This window comes from Hymenobacter antarcticus (genome assembly GCF_039539545.1).
GTDB lineage: Bacteria > Bacteroidota > Bacteroidia > Cytophagales > Hymenobacteraceae > Hymenobacter > Hymenobacter antarcticus.
In genome coordinates this window covers 34314-60499 of sequence record NZ_BAABDI010000008.1, presented here as the reverse complement: position 1 = coordinate 60499, position 26186 = coordinate 34314, and the positions used below count along the sequence as shown (strand labels likewise).

The 26186-nt window shown below is 66.5% G+C and carries 15 protein-coding genes; 8 read left to right on the top strand and 7 right to left on the bottom strand.

The window, feature by feature from the left end; translation table 11 throughout:
- Window positions 1-30: 30 nt before the first annotated feature.
- Window positions 31-3045, bottom strand: coding sequence for a 7TM diverse intracellular signaling domain-containing protein (locus ABD819_RS07780; protein ID WP_345122781.1), 3015 nt, complete (start codon window positions 3043-3045; stop codon window positions 31-33).
- A gap of 299 nt (window positions 3046-3344) precedes the next feature.
- On the opposite strand from ABD819_RS07780, the gene ABD819_RS07775 reads away from it, so the two are divergent.
- From ABD819_RS07775 to ABD819_RS07765, 3 genes are all read left to right on the top strand, one after another.
- Window positions 3345-8339 (top strand): fibronectin type III domain-containing protein, encoded by a 4995-nt coding sequence (locus ABD819_RS07775; RefSeq protein WP_345122779.1) that lies wholly within the window; start codon window positions 3345-3347, stop codon window positions 8337-8339.
- A 271-nt stretch (window positions 8340-8610) separates the two neighbouring features.
- Window positions 8611-8865 (top strand): PID-CTERM protein-sorting domain-containing protein, encoded by a 255-nt coding sequence (locus tag ABD819_RS07770; protein ID WP_345122777.1) that lies wholly within the window; start codon window positions 8611-8613, stop codon window positions 8863-8865.
- A 541-nt stretch (window positions 8866-9406) separates the two neighbouring features.
- The gene (locus ABD819_RS07765; RefSeq protein ID WP_345122775.1) at window positions 9407-9808 is read left to right on the top strand and encodes a hypothetical protein; all 402 of its coding nucleotides are present in this window, start codon (window positions 9407-9409) and stop codon (window positions 9806-9808) included.
- Window positions 9809-9829: 21 nt separating this feature from the next.
- Here ABD819_RS07765 and ABD819_RS07760 read toward each other — a convergent pair whose 3' ends face one another.
- The 3 genes from ABD819_RS07760 to ABD819_RS07750 all read right to left on the bottom strand — a co-directional run bounded on the left by ABD819_RS07760 (window position 9830) and on the right by ABD819_RS07750 (window position 14828).
- A complete protein-coding gene (locus tag ABD819_RS07760; protein WP_345122773.1) occupies window positions 9830-10723 on the bottom strand; it encodes a DUF6929 family protein in 894 nt (297 codons plus the stop codon).
- Window positions 10724-10759: 36 nt separating this feature from the next.
- Window positions 10760-12796, bottom strand: a complete 2037-nt coding sequence (locus tag ABD819_RS07755) for an RICIN domain-containing protein (protein ID WP_345122771.1) — start codon at window positions 12794-12796, stop codon at window positions 10760-10762.
- A gap of 244 nt (window positions 12797-13040) precedes the next feature.
- Complete coding sequence (locus ABD819_RS07750; RefSeq protein ID WP_345122769.1) at window positions 13041-14828, bottom strand: tetratricopeptide repeat protein; 1788 nt, start codon at window positions 14826-14828, stop codon at window positions 13041-13043.
- 243 nt (window positions 14829-15071) lie between these two features.
- Between ABD819_RS07750 and ABD819_RS07745 the strand changes: the two genes are divergently transcribed.
- A complete protein-coding gene (locus ABD819_RS07745) occupies window positions 15072-15281 on the top strand; it encodes a hypervirulence associated TUDOR domain-containing protein (protein WP_345122767.1) in 210 nt (69 codons plus the stop codon).
- Between the two features lie 120 nt (window positions 15282-15401).
- Here ABD819_RS07745 and ABD819_RS07740 read toward each other — a convergent pair whose 3' ends face one another.
- Window positions 15402-16982 carry an amino acid permease gene (locus tag ABD819_RS07740; protein WP_345122765.1) on the bottom strand — a complete coding sequence of 527 codons (1581 nt, stop codon included), beginning with the start codon at window positions 16980-16982 and terminating at the stop codon, window positions 15402-15404.
- 248 nt (window positions 16983-17230) lie between these two features.
- On the opposite strand from ABD819_RS07740, the gene ABD819_RS07735 reads away from it, so the two are divergent.
- The 3 genes from ABD819_RS07735 to ABD819_RS07725 all read left to right on the top strand — a co-directional run bounded on the left by ABD819_RS07735 (window position 17231) and on the right by ABD819_RS07725 (window position 19761).
- Window positions 17231-17659 carry a hypothetical protein gene (locus ABD819_RS07735; protein WP_345122763.1) on the top strand — a complete coding sequence of 143 codons (429 nt, stop codon included), beginning with the start codon at window positions 17231-17233 and terminating at the stop codon, window positions 17657-17659.
- A gap of 147 nt (window positions 17660-17806) precedes the next feature.
- Window positions 17807-18232, top strand: coding sequence for a hypothetical protein (locus tag ABD819_RS07730; RefSeq protein ID WP_345122761.1), 426 nt, complete (start codon window positions 17807-17809; stop codon window positions 18230-18232).
- Window positions 18233-18381: 149 nt separating this feature from the next.
- Window positions 18382-19761: an MBL fold metallo-hydrolase gene (locus tag ABD819_RS07725; protein ID WP_345122759.1), complete on the top strand. Its 1380-nt coding sequence runs from the start codon at window positions 18382-18384 to the stop codon at window positions 19759-19761.
- 204 nt (window positions 19762-19965) lie between these two features.
- On the opposite strand, the gene ABD819_RS07720 is transcribed toward ABD819_RS07725, so the two are convergent.
- Entirely contained in the window at window positions 19966-23496 is a 3531-nt protein-coding gene (locus ABD819_RS07720) for a T9SS type A sorting domain-containing protein (protein WP_345122757.1), read from the bottom strand.
- Window positions 23497-23936: 440 nt separating this feature from the next.
- On the opposite strand from ABD819_RS07720, the gene ABD819_RS07715 reads away from it, so the two are divergent.
- Window positions 23937-25196, top strand: coding sequence for an exonuclease SbcCD subunit D C-terminal domain-containing protein (locus ABD819_RS07715; RefSeq protein WP_345122755.1), 1260 nt, complete (start codon window positions 23937-23939; stop codon window positions 25194-25196).
- Between the two features lie 54 nt (window positions 25197-25250).
- Here ABD819_RS07715 and ABD819_RS07710 read toward each other — a convergent pair whose 3' ends face one another.
- Window positions 25251-26165, bottom strand: coding sequence for an alpha/beta fold hydrolase (locus tag ABD819_RS07710; protein WP_345122753.1), 915 nt, complete (start codon window positions 26163-26165; stop codon window positions 25251-25253).
- Window positions 26166-26186 lie beyond the last annotated feature (21 nt).

Sequence of the window (26186 nt, the reverse complement as noted above, 5' to 3'; positions counted from 1 at the left end):
ACCATCCGGGCGGCCCACCGCGGCGGCGGCCTACACCACGCTGGCGGCGTGCTCGGATGGCACGTGCCCGAACTGCTCGCGGAAACACTTACTGAAGTACGACAGGTTATTGAAGCCCACCTGGTAGGCCACGTCGGCCACGTTGCCGGCGTGGGCGGCCAGCAGCTGGGCGGCGCGGCGCAGGCGCAGCGTGCGCACGAAGTCGGTGGGGGCCTGGTCGGTGAGGGCCTTCAGCTTGCGGTAGAGCTGGATGCGGCTCAGGTGCAGGGCGGCGGCGAAGTGCTCCACGTCGAAGGCGGGGTTGGCCAGTTCCTGCTCCACCACGGCCAGGGCCCGGGTGAGGAAGGCCTCATCGGCTGAGGTGATGGCGATATCGCGGGGCTGCAGGGTGATTTCGCGGGCGAAGCGCTGCCGCAGCAGGGCCCGCTGGCGCAGCAGGTTGCGCACCCGCACGCGCAGCTCCTCCGGATGAAAAGGCTTGGTGAGGTAGTCGTCGGCCCCCAGCCCAAGGCCGGCGAGGCGGCTGTCGTCGCTGGTGCGGGCCGTGAGCAGCACCACCGGAATGTGGCTGGTGCGCTCGTCGGTTTTCAGGCGCTGGCACAGGGCCAGGCCGTCGAGGCCGGGCATCATCAGGTCGCTTACCACCAGGTCGGGCAGGGTTGCGGCGATGGCGGCCAGGCCGGCCTCCCCCTCTTCGGCGGTCACTACCCGGAAGTCGGTGCTCAGGCAGCTCGTCAGGTAACCGCGCATGTCGGCGTGGTCATCCACCACCAGCACCAGGGGCCGGGCATCCTCGGCCGCATCATCAGCCGCAGTCTCGCTGCTAATGACGGTTTGGGCGGACTGAGGCAGGTATTCGGCGGCCGGCGCGGCCAGCTCGCGGCCCCAGACCGGAACCGGCGCGGGCAGGTCGACCCCGGCCCCGGCCCGGCTGGCGGCTTCGCAAGGCAGGTCGGCGGGGGGCGCGGCTTCGGGGGGCATGTGCAGTGCTTCGATGCCCGTGGGCAGGTGCACGACGAACGTAGTGCCCATGCCCTCGGTACTGTGCACCGCCACGGTGCCGCCGTGCAGGGCCACCAGCTCCTTCACCAGGGCCAGCCCGATGCCCGAGCCGGCGTGCCGCCGCCCCGGCGAGTCATCAACCTGATAAAACCGCTCGAAAATCAGGGGCAGGTGGGCCGCCGGAATCCCGGGGCCGGTGTCGGCCACGGTCAGCACGGCCTGGTCATCGTCGGCCGCCAGGCTTACCTGCACCTTGCCGCCGGCCGGCGTAAATTTCAGGGCATTGCCCAGCAGGTTGGTCAGCACTTTTTCGAGCTGGTCGTGGTCGACGGACGCCATTAAAGGTGCCTCGGGCACCACGGCCCACAGGCGCACGCCCCGGCTGGCGGCCAGCGAGTCGAAGGCGGCCACGCTGTTGCGCACGAAGACGCTGAGATTGGTGGGGCGGGCGTGCAGGCGCAGCTGGCCGGCTTCGAGGCGGGCAATGTCGAGCAGCTGATTAATCAGGATGAGCAGGCGGCTGGCGTGCCGGTGCATGAGGGCCACCTGCTCGCCCAGCATTACGGGGGCCGGGGCCACCGGGCTGCCCATGAGCTCAGTAAGAGGCCCCAGAATGAGGGTGAGCGGCGTGCGCAGCTCGTGGCTGATGTTGGTGAAGAAGCGGGTTTTCAGCTCGTCGAGCTCCTGGAGGCGGCCGGTGGTGCGCAGGCTGGCTTCCAGCTCCGAATAGGCCTGCTGCAGCTCCTGGGCGCGCTGTCGCATGGCTTGGTTGGCGCGCTGCTGCACTTCGTCGCGCTGCTGCCAGGCGGCCAGGGCCTGCTGCTGGGCCTGCTGCCGCTCCTGCCGCGCCAGGTTGATGCGGTCGGCCAGGCCCAGCGAGAGCAGGATAACCTCCAGCGCCGAGGCAATGCGCACGCCGTGCTCGGTAAGGAAGCTCACCGGCAGCACGTTGAGGGTGCGCAGATAATACGCGGCCACGGCCGCCGTCAGCAGGGCCCAGCCGGCCAGGAAGTAGCGGGCCGGGCGGTAGCCGGCCCGCAGCTGCCACAGCCCAACCCCCACCAACAGCCCCGACACCAGCAGCGGCACCAGCACCGGGGCCACTTGCAGGAGCCCAACGTTCAAAACCACGCTTAGCAGGGGCAGCGGCGTGAGCAGCAGCGCGGCCCGCAGCACGCGGTCGGCCCGGGGCAGCAGGCGGGCCGTGTCGAGGAAGGCCCGCACCATCAGAATACCCGCCGCCAGGTTGATGCCCAGCAGCGCCTGCTGCAACAGGTCATGGGCCGGGTTGCTGAGCTCGCGCAGCCAGAGTAGCTGCAGGTAGCCCATCATGTGGGCTTGCAGCAGGCCGAAGGTGAGAGTGAACAGCACGTAGTAGCCGTAGCCCCGGTCGCGCACCGAGAAAAACAGCAGCAGGTTGTAGGCCACCAGCGCCAGCAGGATGCCGAAATACAGGGCCGCGCCCACGTCGCCGCTGCGGCTGAGGGCCAGGAAGTGGGTGCGCTCGACGAGGCCGAAGGAGAATAAATCGCCCCCGCTGTGCACGTACAGCGTGTAGGTGTGCCCCGGCCGCAGGGGCAGGCCAAAGTTGACCACCCGGCTGGGCACGATGTGGTCGCGCGGGGCGTAGCCATCTTCGGCTACGGCGTGGTGCAGCACCTGGCCGTCGTCGCCCACCAGGTACACGTCGAAGGCCCGGGAGTTGGACACGCCCAGGGCAAACAGCCAGGCCGTGCCGGCGCGGGCGTCGGAGCGCACCCGGCAGCGCAGCCAGTAGTCGGCCGGGGCGCTGCCGCGGTTGGGCACGGCCTCGGTGCTGGGCCGGAAGCGGGCGGCCAGGGAGTCGGCCCGCACCTGGGCCAGCGTGAAGGCGGGCGCGGCGGCGCGGTGGTCGGCCAGAATGCTCCAGTAGGTGCCCAGGGCGTAGAGCCGGGCCGTGTCGCGCAGCAGCACCGGGCCGGCGGGCGGAGCCGGCCCACCGCCCAGCGCCCGCAGGGGCAGGGCGCAGAGCAAGGCAACTAGCAGAGCGACAAAAGGGGGCATGGCCGGGGAACAAAGACCAGCTCCGCGATAAGCCGGCAAACAAGCGCTTAAAAATAGTCAATTCATTTCCAATTACTTACGCTCGCATTGCAACAAATGTATCAGCGCTGGTAACGAGGTTGTCATTATAAAAATAGCAATATGTAATTATAGTACTGATTTTTGACTAGAATGTGCTAACAGGCGGGTAGGCCCTCGGGCTAGGTTTGCATCGCATTGGCCGGGGTCGTTCTGCCCGGGCCGAAGTCGCGTCGGATTTGTGCGTCGGCCACTTTTGTCCAACCCTAACCCCTGAGCTCATGAAACTCCCTCTTCCTTCCTTTTGGCCAGCCCCGCCCCGGCCCACCCGGCAGCCGCGGGGGCGGGCGCTGCTGGTAGCGCTGGTATTGCTGGTGGCCGGCCTGCTGCCCCTGGGCAGCCGGGCGCAGCTGGTGGCCAACTACGCCTTTGCCGCCAGCACTGGCACGTTTACGGAGCTGACCGGGGCCACCCTCACGCCGGGGCTGCGCGTGGACACGGGCAACACGCCGGCCATCCCGCTGGGCTTCACCTTCCGGTTTGAGGGCGTGGACTATACCTCCGTCATCGCCACGTCGGACGGCTACCTCACCTTTAATTCCAGCCTGACCAGCTCCACGTTCAACAATGGCTTCGCCTTCGTGACACTGGCCAGCGACCCGCTCATCGCCGGCCTCTGGGACGACCTGACCGGGGCGGTGGCCAGCAGCCGGGCGGGCTACGCGATGACGGGGGCCCCCGGCAGCCGGGTCTTCACGTTTGAGTGGCTCAACTGGGGCTGGAACTACAACGCTACGGCCGGCGGCGTGTCCTTCCAGATAAAGCTGCGCGAGGGCAGCAACCAGGTCGAGCTGGTGTACCGGCCCGAAGCCGGGGCCGTCGTGTCGGGCAGTGCCTCGGTGGGGCTGCGGTCGGCGGGCGGCCAGGGGGCGGGCACGTACCTGTCGGTGAACAGCCTCAGCACCACGGCCACCACCAGCAGCACCGTGGCCACCGATAACCTGGCGACCAAGCCCGCCAGCGGGCTCACCTTCACCTTCACGCCCGCGCCCTGCAACGCGCCGCCCACCTACGCCACGCTGCCCGTGAGCCAGAGCTTCGAGGCGGCCTGGACCGACGCCTGCGCCACCCGCAACGCGGCCGGGCCCAGCTGGCGCACCACCCCGCTCATTGGCGACAACTCCTGGCGGCGCGACGACGACGGGGCCGCCGCCGCCTGGCGCTCGCCCACCAGCTACCTGCCCACGCCCCGGGCCAGCCAGGGCAGCCGGGCCGCCATTTTCCACAGCGCCTTCGCCCGGGCCGGCAGCCTCGGCAGCCTCGATTTGTACGTGGACCTGAGCGCGGGCGGCACCAAAACGCTCTCGTTCGACTACGTGAACCCGACCACCGTGACCGGCGGCAACCCCGAAAAGCTGGAGGTGCTGCTCAGCACCGACGGCGGAGCCACCTTCGGCGCCCCGCTACTGACCCTGACCGTGGCCGCCGCCTACACGCCCCAGAGCGTGACCGTGCCCGGCACCTCGGCCACCAGCGTCATCCGCTTCCGGGGCACCGGCGAGTTCGGCAACTCGGACATTGGGATTGACAACGTGCGGGTGATAGCCGCGGCCTGCGCGCCGCCCACGGCCCCGGCCGTGAGCACCATCACCAGCATTTCGGCCAGCCTGAGCTTTACGGCCAGCGCAACGGCCAGCAGCTACACCGTGAGCTACCAGCCGGCCGGCGGGGCCACCCAAACTGTGAGCGCGGCCGCATCGCCGGTGGCCCTCACGGGCCTGACGCCAGCCACCATCTACACGGTGACGGCGGTGAGCAGCTGCGGGGCGGGGGCGACCTCGCCCACCACGCCCAGCATTACCTTCACCACCGCCCCCGTCAACGACCTGTGCCCCAACGCCCAGACCCTGACGCCGGCTACGCCCTGCGCCGGCACGGCCGGCACCGTGGGCGGCGCGACCGGCTCGGGCCCGGCGGGCACCACGGGTGGCACCGCCGACGACGACGTGTGGTACTCGTTCGTGGCCACCAGCCCCCAGCACCGCATTACGGTGACGGAAAACGTGTACACCAACGCCACTGACCTCTCGCATGAGGTGTTCGGCGGGGGCAGCTGCCCGGGGGCCAGCGCCACCCCGTTGTTCAGCTCGTTCCAGCCCACGATACTGGCCACCGGCCTGACGGTGGGCCAGACCTATTTCGTGCGGGTATTCAGCTACTACGCCGTGCCGCTCACGCCACTAGAAGGCGCGTTCACCATTTGCGTGGACCGGCCCAGCAACGTGCCGGCCAACGACGAGTGCGCGGCGGCGGTTTCGCTCACTCAGGCCACTAATGCTACCTGCACCGCTACCGGCGGCACGGTGTTCGGGGCCACGCAGTCGGCCGTGAGTGGCGGCAGCACGGGCACGGCCGATGACGACGTGTGGTACTCGTTCGTGGCGACCAGCGCCGCCGCCGCCGTGGCCCTCACCAATACCGGGAGCCTCGATGTGGTGGTGAACCTGCGCACCGGGCCCTGCGCCACCGGCACCAGCCTGCGCTTCGGCGACCAGGCCGGGGCTACGGCCGGGGCCATCGACAGCGTGATTGTGCGCAACCTCACGGCCGGCCAGACCTACTACGTGCGGGTGTACTCCTACGGGACCACGCCGGCCACGGTCGCCAACGGCACGTTCACGCTGTGCGTGACCACGCCCCCGGCCCTGCCCATTACCTGCGCCCCGCCCACGGCCCTCATGGCCAGCGGCATCACCACCACCACCGCCATATTGGGCTGGACGCCCGGGGCCAGCGGCACGAGCTACCTGATAGAGTACGGCCCCAGCGGCTTCGCGCCCGGCAGCGGCACGGGGTTCAATGTGCTGGCCCCCGCCAGCTCGGCCACGATTATCGGCCTGACGCCGGCCACCGCCTACCAGTTCTACATGACCCAGCAGTGCGCCTCGGGCCAGACCAGCCCCCGCGTGGGGCCGGTGAGCTTCAGCACGCTGGGCGCGCCGGCCACCTGCGCCCCGCCCACGGGCCTGACCACCGGCAACGTGAGCAGCACCGGGGCCACCATCAGCTGGACGCCGGGAGCCAGCGCGGCCACCTACGCCGTGGAGTACGGCCTGAGCGGATTTACGCCGGGCTCGGCGGGCGGCACCGTTTCGGCCGGCCTCACCGCCGCTACCCTCAACCTGACCGGCCTGACGCCCGCCACCACCTACCAGTGCTACGTGACGCAGACCTGCGCCTCGGGCCAGAGCAGCGCGCGGGTGGGGCCAGTGAGCTTCACCACGCTGGGCGCGGCGCTTAATAACCTGGTGGTGAGCACTACCCAAGGTGTGCAGGGCACCTACGACAACGTGACCATCACCGGCACCGGCGCGGCCACGCTGGGCGGGGCCCTGGTCGTGAACCAGTCCCTGACCGTGCTGAGCGGCGGGCTGCTGAACTCGAATTGCCAGCTCATCACCGGCCCGGGCAGCTTCACGCTGAGCGCGGGCGGCACGCTGAACATCTGCGACCCGGCCGGCATTGCCCAGACCGGAGCGACGGGAACGGTGCGGGTGGCGGGGCCGCGCACCTTCAGCACCGGCGGCCTCTACGTGTATGATGGCCCGGCCCCCAGCGCCCGGGCCACCGGCCCCGGCCTGCCCGCCGAGGTACGGGAGCTAACCGTGAACCTGCCCGCCGACCTCAGCCTGACCAACGGCGGCCTCGACATCGCCCAGGTGCTGCGCCTGACCAGCGCCAACCTGAGCGTGCCGGCCGGCACCCGGCTGCGGCTGCTGTCGGGCCCCGGCGGCACGGCGTTGGTGGTGAATACCGGCGGCGGCATCAGCGGCCCCGGCGCGGGGGCGGCGCAGGTGCAGCGCTACGTGAGTGCCTCCCTGAATGCGGGCCCCGGCTATCGCCACTTCAGTGCCCCGGTGGGCGGGGCTGCGCTCAGCCAGCTGGGCAGCGGCGGCTCGGCGGTGGTCATCAATGTAGCCTTCAACGCGGCCTCGGCCACGGTGCGGCCCACCATCGTGCCCTTCCCCACGGTGTTTTTCTACGACCAAAGCCAGGTGCCGGCCACAGGCAGCCTGCTGGCCTTCGACCAGGGCTGGACTTCGCCCACTGCGGCCAGCAGCGTTATGGGCACGGGCCAGGGCTTCACGATGCAGGCCAGTGGGGCCGAAACCATCACCTTCCAGGGGCTGCTGACGACGGGCGCGGTGCAGCTCCCGGGCCTGGGCTTTGGCCCGAACGCGGGCCAGGCCGGCTGGCAGCTGCTGGGCAACCCCTACCCCAGCCCGCTCGACTGGAGCACGCTGACGGTGGGCACCCTGGGCACCGATAACCTCCAGAACCTGAACGGGGCCGTGTACGTGTTCCAGAGCAGCGGGCCCTACGCGGGCACCTACCGCAGCTACATCGGCGGCATTGGCAACCCGCTGGTGGCCAGCGGCCAGGGCTTCTTCGTGCGCACGGCCGGCAGCGGCCAGTCGGGCACCCTGCGCCTGGGCAACGCCAACCGCGTCACCACCTGGTCGGCCACCAACTCCACCCTGAACCGCTCCACCGCCGACACCCGCCCGCAGGTGCACCTGCGCCTGAGTAGCCCGGCGGCCGGCCTCGCGCCCGACGTGGCGGTGGTGTACTTCGAGGCCGGGGCCACGGCGGGCATTGATGCCCGCTTCGATGCCTACAAGCTCCGCAACCCCGGCGCGGCCGTGAGCCTGTTTAGCCTGGCCGGGCCCGAGGAGCTGAGCATCAACGGCCTGCCGCTGCCCGCCGGCCTGCCCCTCACCCTGCCGCTGGGCTTGAGCGTGCCGCAGGCGGGCACCTACACCTTTGAAGCCGACCAGCTGCTGAACTTCCGGGCCGGAGACGTGCAGCTGCGCGATGCCCTCACCGGGGCCCTCGTCGACTTGAGCCAGCAGCCAACCTATGCCTTCCAGGTGGCGGCGGGCAGCCTCAGCAGCACCACCCGCTTCGCGCTGCTGTTCCGCCCGGGCACGGTAACGGCTACCGCGCCCGTGCTCAGCGCCGCCCAGGTGGGCCTGTTTCCGAACCCGGCCCGGCAGGAGTTCACGCTCACCATGCCCGGGCTGCCGGCGGCCCGCACCGTGGTGGCCGAGCTCAGCAACGCCCTCGGCCAGCGGGTGCTGGTGCAGACGCTGGCCCTGCCCGGCACCGGCCTCCGCGCCCGCTTCGACGTGCGGGCGCTACCCACCGGCGTGTACTCGCTGCGCCTGAAAGCCGGCTCCGAGCCTCCGCTCACCAAGCGCCTGATTATTGAATAAGTGCTGTTGCGCAGCAAAGTGTAGCGCGGACTTTGTAGTCCGCGAGTCTGCTCCGTTTAGTGGTTGTAACGGCGCGAGGACGCGCACCACAAAGTCCGCGCTACCCCTCCAGCGGCGCTTCAACAAAGGCACTGCGTAACCGCAGTGAATAAGTACCTGGTGGCGAGGGGGCGGGTACGCCCCCGGACCCTGGCCGCCGGGCATTTCGCCCTGCCCCAATGGGTTCAACACGACGCTCAGCTACCCCATCACACCCGGCCACTCCTTTTTTATGAAATCGCACCTGTTTTTCGTTATTCGCTTACTGGTTTGCGGGCTGGGGCTGAGCCTGGCCCCGGCCGTGCGGGCCCAGCCGGGCAGCGGCGGCCCGGAGCCCGGCGCGCCCACCGCCGTTCCGCTCGATGGCGGCGTTTCGCTGCTGCTGGCCGCCGGCCTGGGCCTGGGGCTACGACGGCTGCGGCAGCGGCGGCCGGGCCAGGCGGTGCCGGACAACGCCCGGGCGCGGGGGCCGCGTAGGCCGCATTAGGCGGCTCAATTCGACATTCTACTTGATACATGGGATGTCGGATTGACAATTCAGCTTTTAAGTTGTTAGTCATTAGTTGTCAGTTGTTAGCAGGAAGGCAATCGGCTGACTGACAACTAACAGCGAGCAACTGACAACCCGTTTATTTTTGAACGACTACTTAGCAGCTAAGTTCCGCGCTCAGCAGCCAGTTTTGGACCGCCTCGTACGTGGAAAAACGTTGAAAAATCAGGCCCGCCGGAGCCGCGCTCAGCATCAGGCTCATCACCTGTTCATAGAAGGCCTTAATGGCTTCCAGGACTGCCCGCCGGGGGGGGGGGCACGCCAGACACACAAAACCTGCGGGCCGGCAAAAAAGCCTGGCGGCGGCAGTACCGCGCGGCCCCGCAGGCAAGTAAAATCACGCCCGCATCTGCTTCACCGTGTCCCTCTGCCAACAAATTCCGTTTTGCTTCGTAAGCCACCCCGGCCATCTATGGTATATCGAGCCGAGCATCTTATCCAATTTACCCCTCTGTTTCATTACGTTAGGCAGTTCGCTATGCGGTTATATTTTGAGAATCCCATCGGGCGGGTGCTTGAGGACCCCAACGGTTACGCCCTGGTGCAGTACGCGGCCGGGCCCCGCGATTTTGCCACTTTTCAAGCCTTTCTGACCCACACGCACCAGCTCCTGCGCCGGCACGGCTGGCACAAAATGCTGGCCGACCAGCGCCACATGACTCCCTACACCGAGCAGGAGCGCGCCTGGATTGCCGACCATTGGCTGGCTCAGAGCGCTGATGATGGATACCCGTTATTCGGCGCTATTATTATTGCCAGTGACGTTTATGCCCACTTGGCACCAGTGCCGACGATGGACGCGGTGCGGCACCAATCGGCGCTGACCTACCGGATTTTTGAGGCCGAGCAGGATGCCACCAACTGGCTGGCGCAGCAGTAGCGGCCCTGTGTTCGACCACGCTCACAGCCGCACCTGGGCAATGACGGCCGTGCTGCCGCCCGCATCATCATCGGTCACGAGCACTACTTCGAACTGACCGTCGGCCAACTGCCGGCGCACGGCCAGCCCTTCCACCTTGCCGTAGTAGGCCCGGCCATCGGCCCAGGCCAGCCGGGCAAAGGTGGCCGTGTGCGCCGCCACGTTCACCACCCCCACAAAGGAGCCCAGCACGTCGCCATCCAGTACGGCATCGGCGGTATCCTCCACTGAGGCCGACACGAACAGCCGTCCATCAACAAAGGAAGCCCCGGAAAAGCCCGCCGGGCAACCGTCAATCAGCGGCAGCTCAAACACCAGCTGCTGCGCGGTGGGCGGGCTTGCGCCAGCCGGGTTCGTCAGAAAAGCCAGGGTTTCGGCCAGCGGCAGCCCGAAAAGCAGGGCGGCGTCGGCCCGCCCCACGGTGCGCTGAAACAGCAGCAGCTCGGTGGCGGTGGTGGCGGCGGCCTCCAGGTTGAGGGCGACGCCGGTGGGCAATTGGGCCCGCAGGGCTTCGTAAAGCGCCGTCAGGTCCACGGCTTCGGGCACCTGGGGGCCTTCGGTGGGCACAAACCAGCCCCGGGCCCGGGTGGGCAGGCTGCCCGAGCCAAGCAGCAGCAAGCCGGGCCGGCCATCGGGCCAAGTGAGGGCCACCAGGCATTCCAGGTCGGGTTTTTCGGGCTTGGGAATGCGGCCCGTAGCAAAGCCGCTGGCGTCGAATAACGGCAGCCGGCCGATGGGTGCCAGCGTGGCCGCATCGAGCTGGTAGAGGTAGGGCGAGTCGTCGCCAATGACGTAGGCGGTGCCGCCGAGTATTTCGATTCCGGAGGCGGAAGGCAGGCCGGGCAGGGTGATTTCGGAGAGGATGGCGGCCGTCATGGCAGGTGGTGGGGCTATTATTTAGCGCACGGGTAACTACTTCACAATCACCAGCTCCACGCGGCGGTTCAGGCGGCGGGTTTCCTCGCGCTCGTTGCCGTAGCGGGGCTTGGTACCGCCGAAGCCCACGGTGGCAATGCGCTTTTCGTCCACGCCCCGGCCCACCAGGTAGCGCTTCACCTCGGCCACCCGGTCTTCGGAGAGCTGCTGGTTTTTATCGGCGGGGCCCACGTTATCGGTGTGGCCTTCGAGGCGGACCTCAATGGCCGAATTGGCCTGCAGGGCAATGGCGAGGCGGTTGAGCTCGATGTAGGACGAGCCGAGCAGCGTGGCCTTGCCCTGGGTGAAAATAATGGCGGGCAAATCAACCTTGGCCCCCACGGCGGCGGGCAGCAGCAGCAGGTCGCGCCGGGGCGAGCCGGTGGCCAGCAGCGTGTCGCCCATCGTCAGAAACCCCCCGCCGAGGGCCGCCAGGTAATACTTACCGGGCAGCAGCGACATCTGGTAATTGCCCGAGTTGTCGGCCTTGCTGGTGGCGTTGAACTGCGTGCCCACCTTACTTATCAGGTTGGCTTTCACCACCGCGCCGGGCACGGGCTGCCTGGTGCGGGCATCCAGCACGCGCCCACTCAGAAACGCCCGGCCGCTGCTTTCGCTCACCTCGGCCACCACGGGCTGGGGCAGCGAATCGGCGGGTACGGCGCGGCCGGTGCGCCAGATGTCCTTGGTACCGCTGGCCGTGGCCGAGGACGAGAAGTAGGCCGTTTTGCCGTCGGGCGTGAGGCTGAGGAAAGCGTTGAAGCCGGGGCCATTCAGGGCCGGGCCCAGGTTGCGGGGCTCGCTCCACCGGGTCCAGCTCTCATCGAGGCGCTGGCTCACAAACATATCGGCCGAGCCGTAGCCCATGTGGCCGTATGAGGCAAAATACAAGGTTTTGCCATCGGCGGCCAGCCAGGGCGCAAAGTCGAAACCCGGCGAGTTCAGCACCGCCCCGAGGCTTTTGGGCTCGCTGAAACCGCCGCTGCCATCGGGCCGGCTCAGGTAGATATCGTTGCCGCCTTCCGAGTCGCCCCGCTCGAGCGAGAGCAGCAGTGTCCGGCCATCCGGCGACATGTAGAACCCCGTGCCGGCCACGGCCGAGTAGAAGTTGGCAATGCGCAGGGCTTCGGGCCGCACACTTTTGGGCGTGGCTCCGGCCGCTACGGCCGCGGCCTGCGCCACTCGGCTCAGGCCCTCGTCCCGAAAAGTACCGTCGCGCTCGTAGGTGCCGCGCACCAGCAGCAGCTGGCCGCCCGTGCCCGTGGTGGCCTCCACGGCGTTGTTTTGCGGCGTGTTCAGGCCGTCGAGGCGGGTGGGCGCGCCCCAGGTTTTGCCCTTATCCGGGCTCTGGCTCAGCCAGGCGTCGCCCGAATCGGTGTTGCCCTCGGTGTTGCCGGCAAACTTGGTGCGGGCGAAGTACAGCGTATTGCCATCGGGGCTAATCACGGGATGCACCTCGTTGCCGGGCGAATTTACCGGGCCCGCCAGCGGCTGCGGCGGGCCAAACGGCGACGCGCCTTCGAGCACGTTCAGCCGCAGCCGAAACAGCCGCCACTGCTGGCTGGCGCGCCCATTGCCGCTCTGGGCCAGGATGGGCGTCCCGTTGAATTTATCGGCCGAGGCCAGGGCGGCCACCTTGGTTTCACTCTTGTTTTCGAGCTGGTAGCTGCCGGCCGGGCCCGCCGGCACCAGCCGCCACTGCTGCTCGGCGCTGCCCTGAAACGGCCGTTGCACCAGGGCCGTGTTGTCGCCGGCCTTGTCCACGGTGAGGCACTGGCCGCTGTGCCGGGCCTCGATGCGGTAGTACTCGCTGCCGGCGCGCACCGGCACAAAGCGCCACTGCTGGCTGGGGGCGTGCGTGAATTCCCACTGCACGGCGGCGGCTCCGCTGGCCGTGCTGGCCCCGGTCACATCGAGGCAGCGCCCGCTGCCCCGGTCAATCAGCCCGTAGTACGCCCGCTCATCGGGCACAAAAGGCGTTTGGGCGGAGGCAAAAAACGGCAGCAGCAAGCACAGCGACAGGAATCGAAACATCAGTGGGGGCGCGCCGAAAGGCAGCGCGCTTGGGTGAACAGTGCAAAAGAACGGCGGGAAAGCTGAAACGCTGCCCCGGAAACCCAATTACCAAAGCAGCAGTGCCTCCGTCTGCCTTCCGTTTCGGCCACCCAGATTCGGGCCAGCGCCGGAGCGACCCACCATGCCCACTCCTACCCGACCACTCCCTTACACCTGGTCCTTTGCTTTCAAAAAAACCAGCAGAGTGGCAAGGCAGCCAGCCTCAGCGAGCTGCGCGGACAGCCCGCAGCGGCAGCCCCAACGTGACGGTGGTGCCCCGACCAGGCATCGCATCGAAGTAAACCCGCCCCCCCAGGTAGGCCATGCGGCTTTCCAGGTTTTTGAGCCCGATGCCGGCTTCATCGCCCAGGGCGGCCGGGTCGAATCCCACGCCGTTATCGGCCACCAGCACCGTTAGCTCGTCGGCGTGCCGCACTATCCCCAGCGTGAGCTCAGTGGCCTGCGCGTGCTTCAAAACGTTCTGCACCAGCTCTTGAATTACCCGAAAAAGCATGTTTTCAATCAGTGGCTCCATTCGGTCATTTTCATCCAGGCCGGTCACATCGAGGCTGGTTATCAGGCGGCCATCGGGGGGCACCTTACCCAGAAAGTCGCGCACGGCCTGGGCCAGTCCCTGCTTCATGAGCGCAGTTGGCATGAGGTTGTGGCTGATGCTGCGCACCTCGCGAAAGCTCTCGTTCACCACGTCCAGGGCATTGTGCAGCAGGATGTGCTGGCTCCTGTTTTGGCGGCACAGGTCCTCGTCGAGAGCGTGCAGATTGAGCTTGGCCGCCGTGAGCAGCTGCCCCACCCCGTCGTGCAAATCGCCGCCAATGCGGCGGCGCTCGGCTTCTTCAGCCTCTAGTATGCCCTGGACCCGCAGGCGCTCCAGCTGCTGCCGCTCCTGGGCAAACTCTACTTCGCGCCGCAGCCGCCGCCGGTTGAGCAGCAGGTAGGCAAACACCGCCACCACGGCCACCAGCCCCAGAGCGGCCAGCAGCAGCCGCTGCCGGTGGGCACTGCTGGCGCGCAGCTGGCGCTCGGCCAGCTCCTGCTGCCGCATCTGCTCGCTAAAGGCCAGTGCTTGCAGCTGAGCCATCTTCACCTGGCTAAACAGGCTGTCGCGCGTGGCCACGGCGGCGGCCAGCAGGCGGTAGGCCATGGTGGGGTTGCCGCGAGCCGCGTACAGCCGGGCCAGGTAGCCGCTGGCCTCAAATACCCCTTTGGCGTAGCCGCCCTCGTGGCTGGCCCGCAGCGCCAGCTGGCCGTAGCGCAGGGCTTGGTCGGGCGGCCCACTGGCCCGCGCCAGGCCCAAATAGGAGCGGCACAGGGCGTAGGAAACGGGCATGCCCCGGGCCCGGCCGATGGACCGCTGGTAGTAGGCGCGGGCGGCAGCCGGGTTGCCCCGCCGGGCCTCCACATCGCCAAGCAGCGACAAATCACCGATTTCGCTGTGCCGGTCCCGGAAGCGCACGTCGTACTTATAGCCTTCGAGGGTGTAGTACCGGGCCGAGTCGGTTTGACCAGCCATGAGGTAGGCTTGGCCAATATTGCCCAGAATGGGCGTCATCAGAATGTAGTTGCGCTGGTGGCGCGCCTGAGCGACGGCCCGTAGGTAATAGCGCAGGGCCAGGGGGTAATTGCCCTGCTCGGCGTAGGCATACCCCACGGCATTATCGGCGTGAATGATGCCCCCGGCGAAGCCCACCCGCTCGGCCAAACGGCGGGCCTGCAGCTGGGTTTGCACGGCCGTGGGGTAGTTGCCGGCCCGCATAAAGGCCCAGCCCAGCATCAGCAGCGAGCGGCACTCGCCGGTGGCAAAGTGTAGCTGCCGGGCCAGGCGAAGGCTCCGGCGGCCGTAGCGAATGGCGGCCAGGGGATTATCATCGGTGCGGTCCCAGGCCAGCTGAATCAGGTATTCGACGCGGTTCGTATCGGGGCGGCTGGCGGTCAGCAGGCGCTGCAGGCTGTCGGCGCGCACGCTGGGCCGCTGCGCCCAGGTGGTCGGCACGAGGGCGGTTAGGAGGAAAAAAAGCAGGTACAGATTTTTCAACCCTCGAATATATCTTTTTCTAAAGATAAAATACTCCTCTCCCATCCCGGCCGGATAGCCTGCCTGCTTGCTGCTGCCATCGAAACGGCCGCCGCGCCGCGGCCGCGAGCGTGATTATTGCCGGCCCCGCAACGGTGGAATGACAATGGCAGTACATTGCGGAGCATACCTCACATCCACTTGCATCCACTTCTCCGCCCCATGCGCAAAGGCACCAAAGTCACCTGGAAATACGGCACCGGCACGGCCACCGGCAAAATCGAATCGATGCACAAAGAGCCCGTAGCGCGTACCATCAAAGGCAGCGAAATCCATCGCAACGGCTCGGCCGCGGACCCGGCCCTGGTCATCGTGCAGGAAAACGGCGACCGGGTGCTCAAGCTTAAAAGCGAGGTGAAAGTGGCCTCCTGAAAAGGTAAAATTCGAATGATTTCGCCGCCTTGTATCGTCCTTATACCAAAATACTTATACCAAAAAATCCCCGTCAGCATACGCTGACGGGGATTTTTTGGGGTTGAATGGGCGAATTGCCTATAGGTTCTTATCGCTGGGCTCGATGAAGGCTTGCTCCTCCATTTCGCTGGGCACCACCACGATGCCCTTCTGGAGCAGCGAGTTGCGCTTGCCGTAGATAAAGTAGACGATAAAGCCCAGCAGCATCCAGCCAATGGCCACTTTCAGGGTGAAGGTGTCGAGGCCCGCAATCAGAGCCAGGCATACCAGCGCGCCCATGATGGGCACCAGCGGGAAGCTGGCCGACGATAGCGGGGCCCGGAATGGCCGGGGCTGGTCGGGGTCCGACTTGCGCATAATCCACACGCCCAGGCTTACCAGCACGAAGGCCAGCAGCGTGCCGAACGAGGTGAGGTCGCCGGCCAGGTTGCCGGGCACGAAGGCCGCGAACAGGCCCACGAATACCATCAGCATGAGGTTGGATTTGTAGGGCGTGGCGAAGCGGGGGTGCAGCTCGGAGAAAGCCTTGGGCATGAGGCCGTCCTTGGCCATGGAGAAGAATACGCGGCTCTGGCCCATCAGCATCACGAGGATTACCGACGTGAAGCCGAGCAGAATGCCCACCGTGACGGCCGTAGCCAGCCAGCCGTAGCCGGGCATGTGCGCCCGAATGGCGTAGGCCACCGAAGCCTCGCCGCCCAGGGCCGGGTCGGCAAATTCGCGCCAGTTGGCTACGCCGGTCAGTACGTGGCCGAACAGGATGTACAGCACCGTGCAGATGGCCAGCGAGCCGAGAATACCGATGGGCATGTCGCGCTTGGGGTTCTTGGCTTCCTGCGCGGCCGTGCTCACGGCATCGAACCCGATGAAGGCGAAAAATACGATGCCCGCGCCGCCCAGAATACCGCCCAGGCCGTGCTTGTTCCAGCCCTCGTAGGTGCGTACTACTTCGCCGGCGGTGTTTTTCACCACGGCGTCGGCCGGAATCAGGTAGGGCGTGTGGTTGGCGGGGTTGATGAACTGCCAACCCACGGCGATGAACACAATCACAATCAGCACCTTCAGCACCACTACCACGGCGTTGAACAGGGCCGACTCCTGCGTGCCTTTCACCAGCAGCAGGCTCAGCAGCACGATAATAATCAGGGCGGGCAGGTTGATAATACCCTGCTGCGACACCCCGTCAATCATGGCGTGCTCGAAGGGCGAGTGGCTGAGATTATACGGTATACTGGTGCCAAAGACTTCCAGGAGCTTATTCAGGTACTCGCTCCAGGCGATGCTCACGGTGGCCGCGCCCAGGGCGTACTCCATAATCAGGGCCCAGCCAATAACCCAGGCCACAAACTCGCCCATCGTGGTGTAGGCGTAGGTGTAGGCCGAGCCGGCGATGGGAATCATGGCCGCGAACTCGGCGTAGCACAGGCCGGCAAATACGCAGCCGAAAGCGGCCAGAATGAAGGCCAGCGTCACGCCCGGCCCGGAGGCCTGCGCGGCGGCGGCGGCGGTGCGCACAAACAGGCCCGCCCCAATAATAGCGCCCACGCCCAGCGCCACGAGGTTGCCCGCGCCCAGCGTCCGTTTTAGAGTGCCGTGCCCGGTGGAATTGGCCTCACCCAAGAGCACAGCCAGGGGTTTTTTGGCGAAAATACTTGCCATGTGTTAAATGTAAAGAAGGAAGAAGTGTGAAATAAATAAGAGATGAAACGAAACAATTCGTCGCCAGAGGCAATGAAATTGACCCCTGGCGTAGCGACGGGCCCGAAATATAGGCAGCAAATTCCCTCTGGAACGCGGCACTTCCCTTAACCTGCCGGACACACCACATACCCGAGCCTATCCGCATTGGCCTTAAACTTGTGCTGTCGACCGGCATCCAACCCCTACTTACCAGCTATATTTTCCCCATGAAAAAGTTTCTGTTTCTCTTTGTGGCCTGTGGAGCCACCGTCTCCGCCGGCTTTGCCCAGGCTCCGGCCCCAACCGTGCAAACCGTGCCCCCGGCCGGCGGCATGCAGCAATCGCCCGAGCAAATGGTGACGCGCCGCACGCAGTACCTGGCCAAGGAGCTTGGCCTGAGCGCCGACCAGCAGGCCCGGCTGCAACCCCTGCTGCTGACCCAGCGCCAGCAAATGCAGGTATTGCGCGAGCAGCGCACCACCGGCGGCCGCCGCCAGGGCACCGCGCAGGACCTCAAAGCGGCCCAGGCCAAGTTCGACGAGCAGCTCAAAGCCGTATTCACGCCCGAGCAGTACGCCAAGTTCAACGCGATGAAGGACGGGCAGCGTGACAAGGTGCGCGAGCGCCGCGCGGCCGGGGCCGGCCAGCCGGAATAAGCGGCCGCTTCATCCGCGGAAGGTGCCCGTTGGTCGATTGCAGGAGCGCGGCGCGGCGCAAGGGCGACTCTGGCACACCGCTTGTAATTCGTCTGGCAAGCGCCGCACCTTTATAGAGCGCCCCTCCCCACCCCTCAAGCTTTCCTCATGAAAAAGAATCTTTTGCTGCTCGTAGCCCTGGCATTCGCCACCGCCGGCACCAGCTTCGCCCAAACCACGCCCGCCGCCGCCTCTATGGTGCAGGCGCGCAAGCAAGCCCCCAAATCGCCCGCTCAAAAGGCCGACCGCCAGGCCGGCAAGATGGCCAGGGAGCTCGGCCTCAACGCCGACCAGGAAGCCAAAGTAGAGCTGCTGCTGCTGGCCCGCCAGCAGGAAACCGCCGCGCTCAAAACCAAGTACGGCACCGATAAAAAAGCCGGCCGCCCCGAAATGAAAGCCGCCCACGACCGCTACCAAACCCAGTTTAAGGCCATCCTCACGCCGGAGCAATACGCTAAGTTCAGCCAGATGAAAGCCGACCACCACGGCCATGGCAAAGACGGCGGCAAAATGAAGATGAAGGCCAAAGCCTGATTGCCCGGTTACCCATCCAGTCAGCTAAAGCCTCAACCCCGCCGGTTGGGGCTTTTTCGTGCCTTTTATAAAGCTGAACCGGTCTGCGCGTCCATCACCTTGCTTATATTTGGCCTGGCCACCCGGCTTCCACTTTACGCAGTTTCCCCATGCCTCCCCTTCCCAGTAGCACGGCCTCGGCCGTGCAAATCCAGCAGTTCTACGACAAGGGCCTGGCCCACGCCAGCTACGCCGTGCGCTGCGGCCGCCAGGTCGCCATCATCGACCCGGCCCGCGACCCGCAGCCCTACTACGACTTTGCCGACGAGCACGAGGCCCGCATCATCGCCGTGATTGAGACGCACCCGCACGCCGATTTCGTGTCGTCGCACCTGGAAATTGCCGAGGAAACCGAGGCCACCATCTATTGCAGCAAGCTGGTGGGCGCCAAATACCCCCACAAGAACTTTGACGACGGCGACCGCCTCACGCTAGGTACCGTGGAGCTGCACGCCATCAACACCCCCGGCCACTCACCCGACAGCATCAGCATTCTGCTCCTCGATGAGCTGGCCCAGAGCCGGGCCGTGTTCACCGGCGATACGCTGTTTGTGGGCGACGTGGGCCGGCCCGACCTGCGCGAAGAAGAGGCCGTGGGTGGCCACAAGCGCGAGGAGCTGGCCGCCCAGCTCTACCGCAGCACCCGCAATAAGCTCATGACCCTGCCCGGCAGCACCAAGGTGTACCCGGCCCACGGCCCCGGCTCGCTCTGCGGCAAAACCACCAGCCTCGACCTGGACAGCACCATTGCCAAAGAGCTGAAAACCAACTACGCCCTGCAACCCATGTCGCAGGACGAGTTTATCCGGGTACTGCTCGAAGACCAGCCGTTCGTACCCAAATACTTTGGCCACGACGTGCAGCTGAACCGCCAGGGTGCCCCCAGCTTCGAGGACAGCATCCGGGCCGTGCCGCACTTAAGCAGTGCCGACCCGCTGGAGCCCGGCGTGCTGCTTATCGATACCCGCCCGGCGGCCCGGTTCCGCGCCGGCCACCTGCCCGGCTCCCTCAATTTGCAGGATGGCGGCAAGTTCGAAACCTGGCTGGGCTCCGTCATCGGGCCAAAGGAGAAATTTTACCTGCTGGCCGACACCAAAATCGCCCTCGACACCGTGGTGCGCAAAACCGCCAAAATCGGCTACGAAGGCAATATCAAAGGCGCGCTGCTGGCCCCGGCCGCCCTGCCCGCCACCGCCACCGCCGTGGAGGTGGCCCAGGTGCGCGAGCACCCGGAGCAGTTCACCATCGTGGATATCCGCAACCGGACCGAGGCTAAAGTGCCGGTTTTCGCTGACGCCTTAGTCATTCCGCTGCCCGAGCTGCGCGAGCGGGCCCACGAAATCCCGACCGATAAACCCATTCTCGTGCACTGCGCGGGCGGCTACCGCTCGGCGGCCGGGGCCAGCATCGTGCAGGCCGCATTGCCGGGCGTGGAGGTGCTGGATTTAGGCGAGGCGGTGATGGAGTTTCAGCCGCAGGCGGTTCATTAATCACCTTATCAAATACCCCGGCCCGGCTGCGTAGAGCGCAGCTGGGCCGGGGTATTTCTGCTTCTTTCAGGCAGCGCCCGTTGCCTGCCAACGGCAAAGCCGCATGTGCCGCGCTTTAAGTTGTTAGTTGTTGACAGGATTACAATGTTCTGACTGACAACTAACAACGAGCAACCGACAACCTGTTTACTTTTGAACGACTACTTAAAGCAGCTTTACCAGGCGGCTGTTCAGGCTCAGTCCCGCTCCTTGCACATGGACCTCGTAGAGGCCGGCGGCGAGGGCAGTTACGTCCAGCTCGTGCACCTGGCCGGCACGCAGCCGCTCGGTGCGCACGGTTTGGCCGGTGGCGTTTAGTATTTGGATGGCGTAAGTGCCGGCTGGCACCAACGACAGGTCGAGGGTTACTTTCGACGCGGCTGGGTTGGGGTAGAGCACCAGCCGGGCCGGGCGCGCCAGCGGGCCGAACTTCACGGCCCGCACCGGCGAGTAGGCCGCCGTACCGCCGCCGTCCACCTGCCGCAGCCGGTAATAGACTACTTCGGCCAGGCGGCCGCTGCGGGCGTCGGTCCAGGCGTAGGCCAATGGCTGGCTCGAATTGCCGGCGCCAGGTATCCTTTCCACCGGGGTAAACCCACGGCCGTCGAGGGAGCGCTCCACTTCGAAATGGTCGTTGTTCCGCTCCGACGCCGTGCGCCACACCAAGGCCGCGTCTTCGCCCCGGGCTTCGGCTTCGAATGCCGTCAGCTCCACCGGCAGGGGCACCGTGCTGTAGGTAATGGTTCTGGTCTGGCTCAGCTGGCGGGCGCAGCTGTTGGTTGTCACGGCCGAAACGGCGTAGGTGGTAGTGGCGGCAATGGGGCCGGTGGGCAGGCCCAGGGTGTTGCCCGTGCCGGCCTGGGGCCCGCCCACGCTGCTATTGTTGCCGGTGTCGACCAGCTGATAGGAAACGCCCACCTCGGAAGTGGCCACGGTGATGGTGGTGCCGGAGTTGCCGGCGCTCACGGCACTCGCCTGCGCCCCCAGGGCTTTGTCGATGGGCAGCGGATTCACGGTGAGCGGCACGGCCGCCGTGGTTTGGCTGCAATTCACCGCCCCCACCGAATAGGCGTTCAGCTTAATGGAATAAGTGCCGGCCGTGGCGAACGGGGCCGTGCTCAGGGTGAGGCTGCTGGTGCCCGCGCCGGTGCCCACCCGCGAGTAGCCGGTGGCCACGCTGCTGCCGCTGGTGGCATCTTGCAGCGAGTACACCACGCCGGGCTCCACGTTAGTCACGGTGAAGGACGCCACCTGGTTCTGGCAGATGGCGCCGGTCGAAAACGACTTGTCAGCAATCGTGGCGCAGCCCACCGGCACCGGAGCCGAGGCGGCGCTGGCCAGCTTACCGGTTTCCGTGGCCGTGGCCGTGAGCACGCCGCCCGCGTACAGGGCCGGGTAAGCCGTGTTGGGGCTCAGGCCGCTGCCGTTGCTCAGGCCGGCCAGCGTCCAGGTGCCGCCCGCGGCCACCGTGGTGGTGCCCAGCACGTCGCCGTCTTCATACACCGTGATGAGGCTGCCCGTGGGCGCGGCCGACGTGCCGGTTATGGATGTTCCTTTTTCAGCGTACGTGCCGCTGATAACCGGCACGCTGGCAGTTTGGGACTGCACCACAACCACGTTGGACACGGCACTGGTGCCGTAGTTGGCCGGCGTGACGGTGGCGCTGGCGTTGAGGCCGGCCGTGAGGGCCGGCACCGTGACCGACCACGCCCCCCCAGCCAACACCGTGGTGGAGTAGGTGACCGTGGAAGTCGGCACGCCGTTTACTAAGGTGTATGTGCTCAGGGTGATGGCGGCGCCCACCGCTTCGCCCGACGTACCGCTCACCACCGTGCCCCCCACCATCAGCGGGTCGCTCACCTCGGGCGGGGCCACGGTGCGCGCCGCTACCACGTTTAGCGCCACGCCGCTCGAAAGGCAGGTGCCGCTGTTGCCGCTCACGTAAGCATACAGCGTGAGCGTGCGCCCCGTCGCCAGGGCGGGCAGGGTGGCGGTGGCCGTCGAGAACGTGAAGTTGCCCCCGGTGGCCGTCACGGCGCTGTAGCGCTGGCCATCGACGTACAGCAGCACGGTGCCCCCCGCTGTGGCCGTACCGCCGAGGCTGGCGGTGCTGGCCGTGATGGGCCGGGCCGTGGTTACCACCGGCGCCGCGTTGACTGCCGCATTGATGCACAGCTGCAGCCCCGCCGACTCGCAGCCGCCGCTGGCCGCGGGCGGCGCCTGCGACAGAAAGTACGTGCCCTTGAACGTATTGGTCTGCCCGGTGGTGCAGGTGGAGTTGCCGCCCTGGCTGCTGAAGGCGTAAGCCCCGGTGGCGTCGGTGAGCACGGGGTTGGCGGCCAGGCCCGTCATCAGCGCGCCATCGGGTGTGCGCACGTACACGCGGTGGTTGGCCGTGGTGGTGCCGGTGAAACCCCGGCCGTTCAGGTCGATGCAGGTGGGCATGGCGGGCACGGCCGTGGCGCACGCCGTGCTGCCCGCAGCCTGCACCTCGTTCGAAAAATCAGACTGGCTTTTGCCCGCCGCCGTGGCCGTGGCCTTCACCAGCGCGCCGCTGGCCAGGGCCGCGATGCCCGCCAGCGTCCAGGTGCCGCCGCTCTGCACCGTGGTGGTGGTGCCCAGGGCCGTGCCGTTCACGAACACGGTAATCACGGTGCCCGCGGCTTCGGCCGAGGTGCCGCTCACGCTCGTGGCCCCGGTCAGCAGCGGGGAGCTGACGACCGGCGCCGCCGAGCGGGCCGGGATGGCGTTGCCCAGCGTGGTGGGCACGGTGGCGCCGGTGGTGGCCGTCGAGCCCGTCACCAGGTCGATGTAGGCGTAGTCGGGGTTGGGGTAGGCAGCGTCGTTCACGCCACCGATGTCGGAAATATTCTGGTAGTGCGTCACGCTGTGCGGAGCGATGATGGTGTTGGCCACCAGCCGCAGCGCGGTGTTCAGGGTGAAAGGCACGGCCGTAGTGCCGGTGCTGTTGAAGAACGTACGGTCGCCAAACTGGGCCTGGATGACGGAGAGCGGGATGTAGAAGTCGTAAAACACGTCCGGGTCGCCGCCGTTGGTCGTCACGGCCAGGGCTTTTTGAGCGTAGCTGACGTAAGGCAATTCTATCATGCTGCCGTCGGGCCCGCCCACGTTGTCGAGGCCCGGGTCCGAGGGGTTGGCCGTGCCGTCGATGTTGTAGAGGCGCACACCGAAGTTGGAGGCCAGCAAAATTTCCATTTCGAAACCGGGGTTGTGGGCCACGGCATTGGGGTCGGCGTTGGGGCCGGTGAAGCCGAACTTGTTGTCCGTATCAATGGCAATGCTGTAGCCCTTCGAATTCGGCGCCGAGCTGCCCAGCCGAAACCGGAACATATAGTTACCGTTGCCGTCGACGAAAAAGCCCACCGAACTACCCCCACCGGTCACGTCGGCAAAGTCGGTGAACTTGTTGCTGGGCCCCACGCGCAGGTCGGCGTTGGGTTCCAGGCTGGTGCGCTGGGGCAGGTACTTGTAGGGAATCTCGCTTTGGGTACCCAGGTCGCCGCCCGCCGGGGCAAACCCGGTGGCCGCCGCCGACACGTACCCGTCGCCGTTCGGGTCGAGCACCGCCGCGCCGGGCGTGCCCGCAGTGGCGGGCTTAAAAATAAGGCCCGCCGTGGGCGTCTGCGCCGCGGTGGAAAGCACGCCGGGCCCCAGCAAGAGCAGCAATAAGCTCAAGGCTAGCAATCGGGCTGGGCCGGTGGGAAGCCAGCCTGCGTGTGGGGCGCGTAGAATGAGGAAAGGTGCAAGCATAATGGCGATTGGTTAAGGCAATAAGTGGTTGACAGAATTCTATGTATCAGTCAAAACCTCCGCCAACAGGGAGATTTGGCTCGCCTCAATAGCACCAGTTAAATACTTGAGTGCTGAACTTGCTAGATGCAAAGTTAGACGGGGCCCTACCCCTTTCGGGGTAGTTTTGCTACCCCAAAATGCGGTAGCTGCTTACCCTTTTTGGGGTATAAGCGCCGCGTTCGGCCCCACCGGCTAGCCGCGCCCCGTGCATAATTTCGGGCCCTGATTTGACTTTTTTTCGCATCTATCCCGGTTTGGCCCGGGAATATGCCGGGAGATGGTTTGCCAGCCGCCGGGGTATCTTTGAGATTCATTCTACCTTAATGCGCGTTCTTCACACCGCCGACTGGCACCTCGGCCAGCACTTCCTCACCGGCCAGGAACGCACCACCGAGCAGCAGGCTTTCCTCGACTGGCTGCTGCTGACGGTGCAGGCCCAGGCCATTGATACGCTGGTGATTGCCGGCGACATTTTCGATACCCAGTCGCCCTCCTACACGGCTCAGGAGCAATATTATACCTTCCTGGTGCGGATGCAGGGCACCGGCTGCCGCGACATCGTGGTGGTGGGCGGCAACCACGACTCGCCCACCATGCTCAACGCCTCGCGACAATTGCTGCGGCAGCTGCGCATTCACGTAGTGGGCGGCGTGCCAACTGACCCCGCCGAGCAGGTGCTGCACCTGGCCGGACCCGATGGCCGGCCGGGGCTGGTGGTGTGCGCCGTACCGTTTCTGCGCGACCGCGACATTCGCCTGGCCGTGGCCGGCGAAACCCCCGACGACCGCCAGCTGCGCATCCGCCAGAGCATTGCCGGCCACTACGCGGCGCTGTCGGAAATGGACGTGGTGCGCCGCCTGCGCGAGCAGGACGTACCCGTGCTGGCCACCGGCCACCTCTACGCGGCCGGCGGCGAGGCCCGCGAGGGAGCCGAGCGCGACGTGCACATTGGCGGGCTGGGGCTGGTGGGAGCCGAGCATTTCCCGGCCGCCTTCGACTACGTGGCCCTGGGCCACCTGCACCGTCCGCAGGTGGTGGGCGGCCGGGCGCACATCCGCTACTCGGGCTCGCCGGTGCCGCTGTCCTTCACCGAGGCCGATGATAAGCAGCAGGTGCTGCTGCTGGAGTTTAAGGGAGCCGGCGCGCCCACGATTACGGCCCTGGCGGTACCGGTGGCGCGGCGGCTGCAGCGCTTCCACGGCACGCTCGACGAGGTGGAGGCCGACATTCTGGCCTACGATAACGCGGCCTTTCCGCTCGTGGCCTGGGCCGACGTGCTGGTGCGCTCCGACGAAACGCCCACCGAGGTACAGCGCCGCGTGCAGGCGGTATTGGAGCTGAAGAAGCTGGAAGTAGTGGCCCCGCGCGGCGTGCGCCACCAGCGCGCCACCGAGCAACCCGACCTGGCCGCCGACGTGGCCCCGCTCGCGCAGCTGCACGAGCTGACCGTGGACGAGGTATTTGGCCGCCGGGTGGCGGGCCTGCCGCCGGAGCGGGCGGCAGCCCTCACGGCCACATTTGGCGAGCTACGCCAGTTGCTGAGCGAGGCGGAGCCGCAGGCCTGGGGGGGCGGCCAGCAGTGACGAACCAGGCAAATGCCGGGACGCGAAAGTTGGCGTCCCGGCATTTGTCGGGCTTTATTTCTTTTTCAATAGCCAGAAGGTGCCGAAACCCAGTGCCGCTCCCCCCGCCGCTACGGCTACGGTAGAAACAGCCTTGCTTTTGGTGGCGGCCGGGCCACGCCGGGAAATTTCCGCATCGCTGAAATCGTGGCCGGCGGTGGCCGCCAGAATCAGGCGGACAGCTTCGGCGGGCTGGTCCCAATGCGGAAAGTGGCCGCACTGGTCGAACCAATAGAGACGGGCATCGGGGAATTTTTCGAGGGCCAGTTTCGATTGGCTGGGCCGGCACGCCCGGTCTTGCCGGCCCCAACCGATGACCAACGGTGCGCTGATGCTGCCTTTGGGCGTCCCCTGCTGCACTTCGCCATAGGCCAGATTTCGCAGCAGTTCATCGAAGGAAGGAGCGTGGGCGAAGCTCCGCGTCTCATCGAGCGCCACCTGGGCCGGCACTTTCCACGGATGAACGGAGAGCTGCGCGTATATCAGCGTGCGCGTGACGGGATTGCCGGTGAGGGCGGGCATCACCGGTTGCAACGCCCGCACCAGTTTAACCGAAACCGCCAAGGTGTAGTAGAACACGGGAATTTCCCAGCCCTGCCAGAATCCCCCGGGGTCGAGCGATACCACCGCGCCCAGCACGCCCCCGCGCCGGGCCAGCTCCAGCACCAGGCGGGCGCCCATGGAGCTCCCCACGGCATCGATGCCCAGCAGGTCGTGCTCCTTCAGAAAATCCGTCACGGCATCGGCCAGGGTGGCGATGGTGACCGGCCCGGCCAGCGGCGGCGTGTTGCCAAAGCCAGGTAAATCCACGGCGATAACGTCGCGCGTCGCGGCCAGGTCGTCGAGAATGGTTTGCCAGGAGCGCCAGCTCCCCCCAATACCGTGCAGCAGAAGAAGCGGTTTGCCCGCCCCGCGTCGAACGTAGTTCATACCGGCTATTTAGTTGATTTT

Bases quoted from the DNA above. Each gene is read 5' to 3' on its own strand.
- ABD819_RS07780 (WP_345122781.1), bottom strand. From the start codon at position 3,045: ATGCCCCCTTTTGTCGCTCTGCTAGTTGCCTTGCTCTGCGCCCTGCCC.
- ABD819_RS07775 (WP_345122779.1), top strand. From the start codon at position 3,345: ATGAAACTCCCTCTTCCTTCCTTTTGGCCAGCCCCGCCCCGGCCCACC.
- ABD819_RS07770 (WP_345122777.1), top strand. From the start codon at position 8,611: ATGAAATCGCACCTGTTTTTCGTTATTCGCTTACTGGTTTGCGGGCTG.
- ABD819_RS07765 (WP_345122775.1), top strand. From the start codon at position 9,407: ATGCGGTTATATTTTGAGAATCCCATCGGGCGGGTGCTTGAGGACCCC.
- ABD819_RS07760 (WP_345122773.1), bottom strand. From the start codon at position 10,723: ATGACGGCCGCCATCCTCTCCGAAATCACCCTGCCCGGCCTGCCTTCC.
- ABD819_RS07755 (WP_345122771.1), bottom strand. From the start codon at position 12,796: ATGTTTCGATTCCTGTCGCTGTGCTTGCTGCTGCCGTTTTTTGCCTCC.
- ABD819_RS07745 (WP_345122767.1), top strand. From the start codon at position 15,072: ATGCGCAAAGGCACCAAAGTCACCTGGAAATACGGCACCGGCACGGCC.
- ABD819_RS07740 (WP_345122765.1), bottom strand. From the start codon at position 16,982: ATGGCAAGTATTTTCGCCAAAAAACCCCTGGCTGTGCTCTTGGGTGAG.
- ABD819_RS07735 (WP_345122763.1), top strand. From the start codon at position 17,231: ATGAAAAAGTTTCTGTTTCTCTTTGTGGCCTGTGGAGCCACCGTCTCC.
- ABD819_RS07730 (WP_345122761.1), top strand. From the start codon at position 17,807: ATGAAAAAGAATCTTTTGCTGCTCGTAGCCCTGGCATTCGCCACCGCC.
- ABD819_RS07725 (WP_345122759.1), top strand. From the start codon at position 18,382: ATGCCTCCCCTTCCCAGTAGCACGGCCTCGGCCGTGCAAATCCAGCAG.
- ABD819_RS07715 (WP_345122755.1), top strand. From the start codon at position 23,937: ATGCGCGTTCTTCACACCGCCGACTGGCACCTCGGCCAGCACTTCCTC.
- ABD819_RS07710 (WP_345122753.1), bottom strand. From the start codon at position 26,165: ATGAACTACGTTCGACGCGGGGCGGGCAAACCGCTTCTTCTGCTGCAC.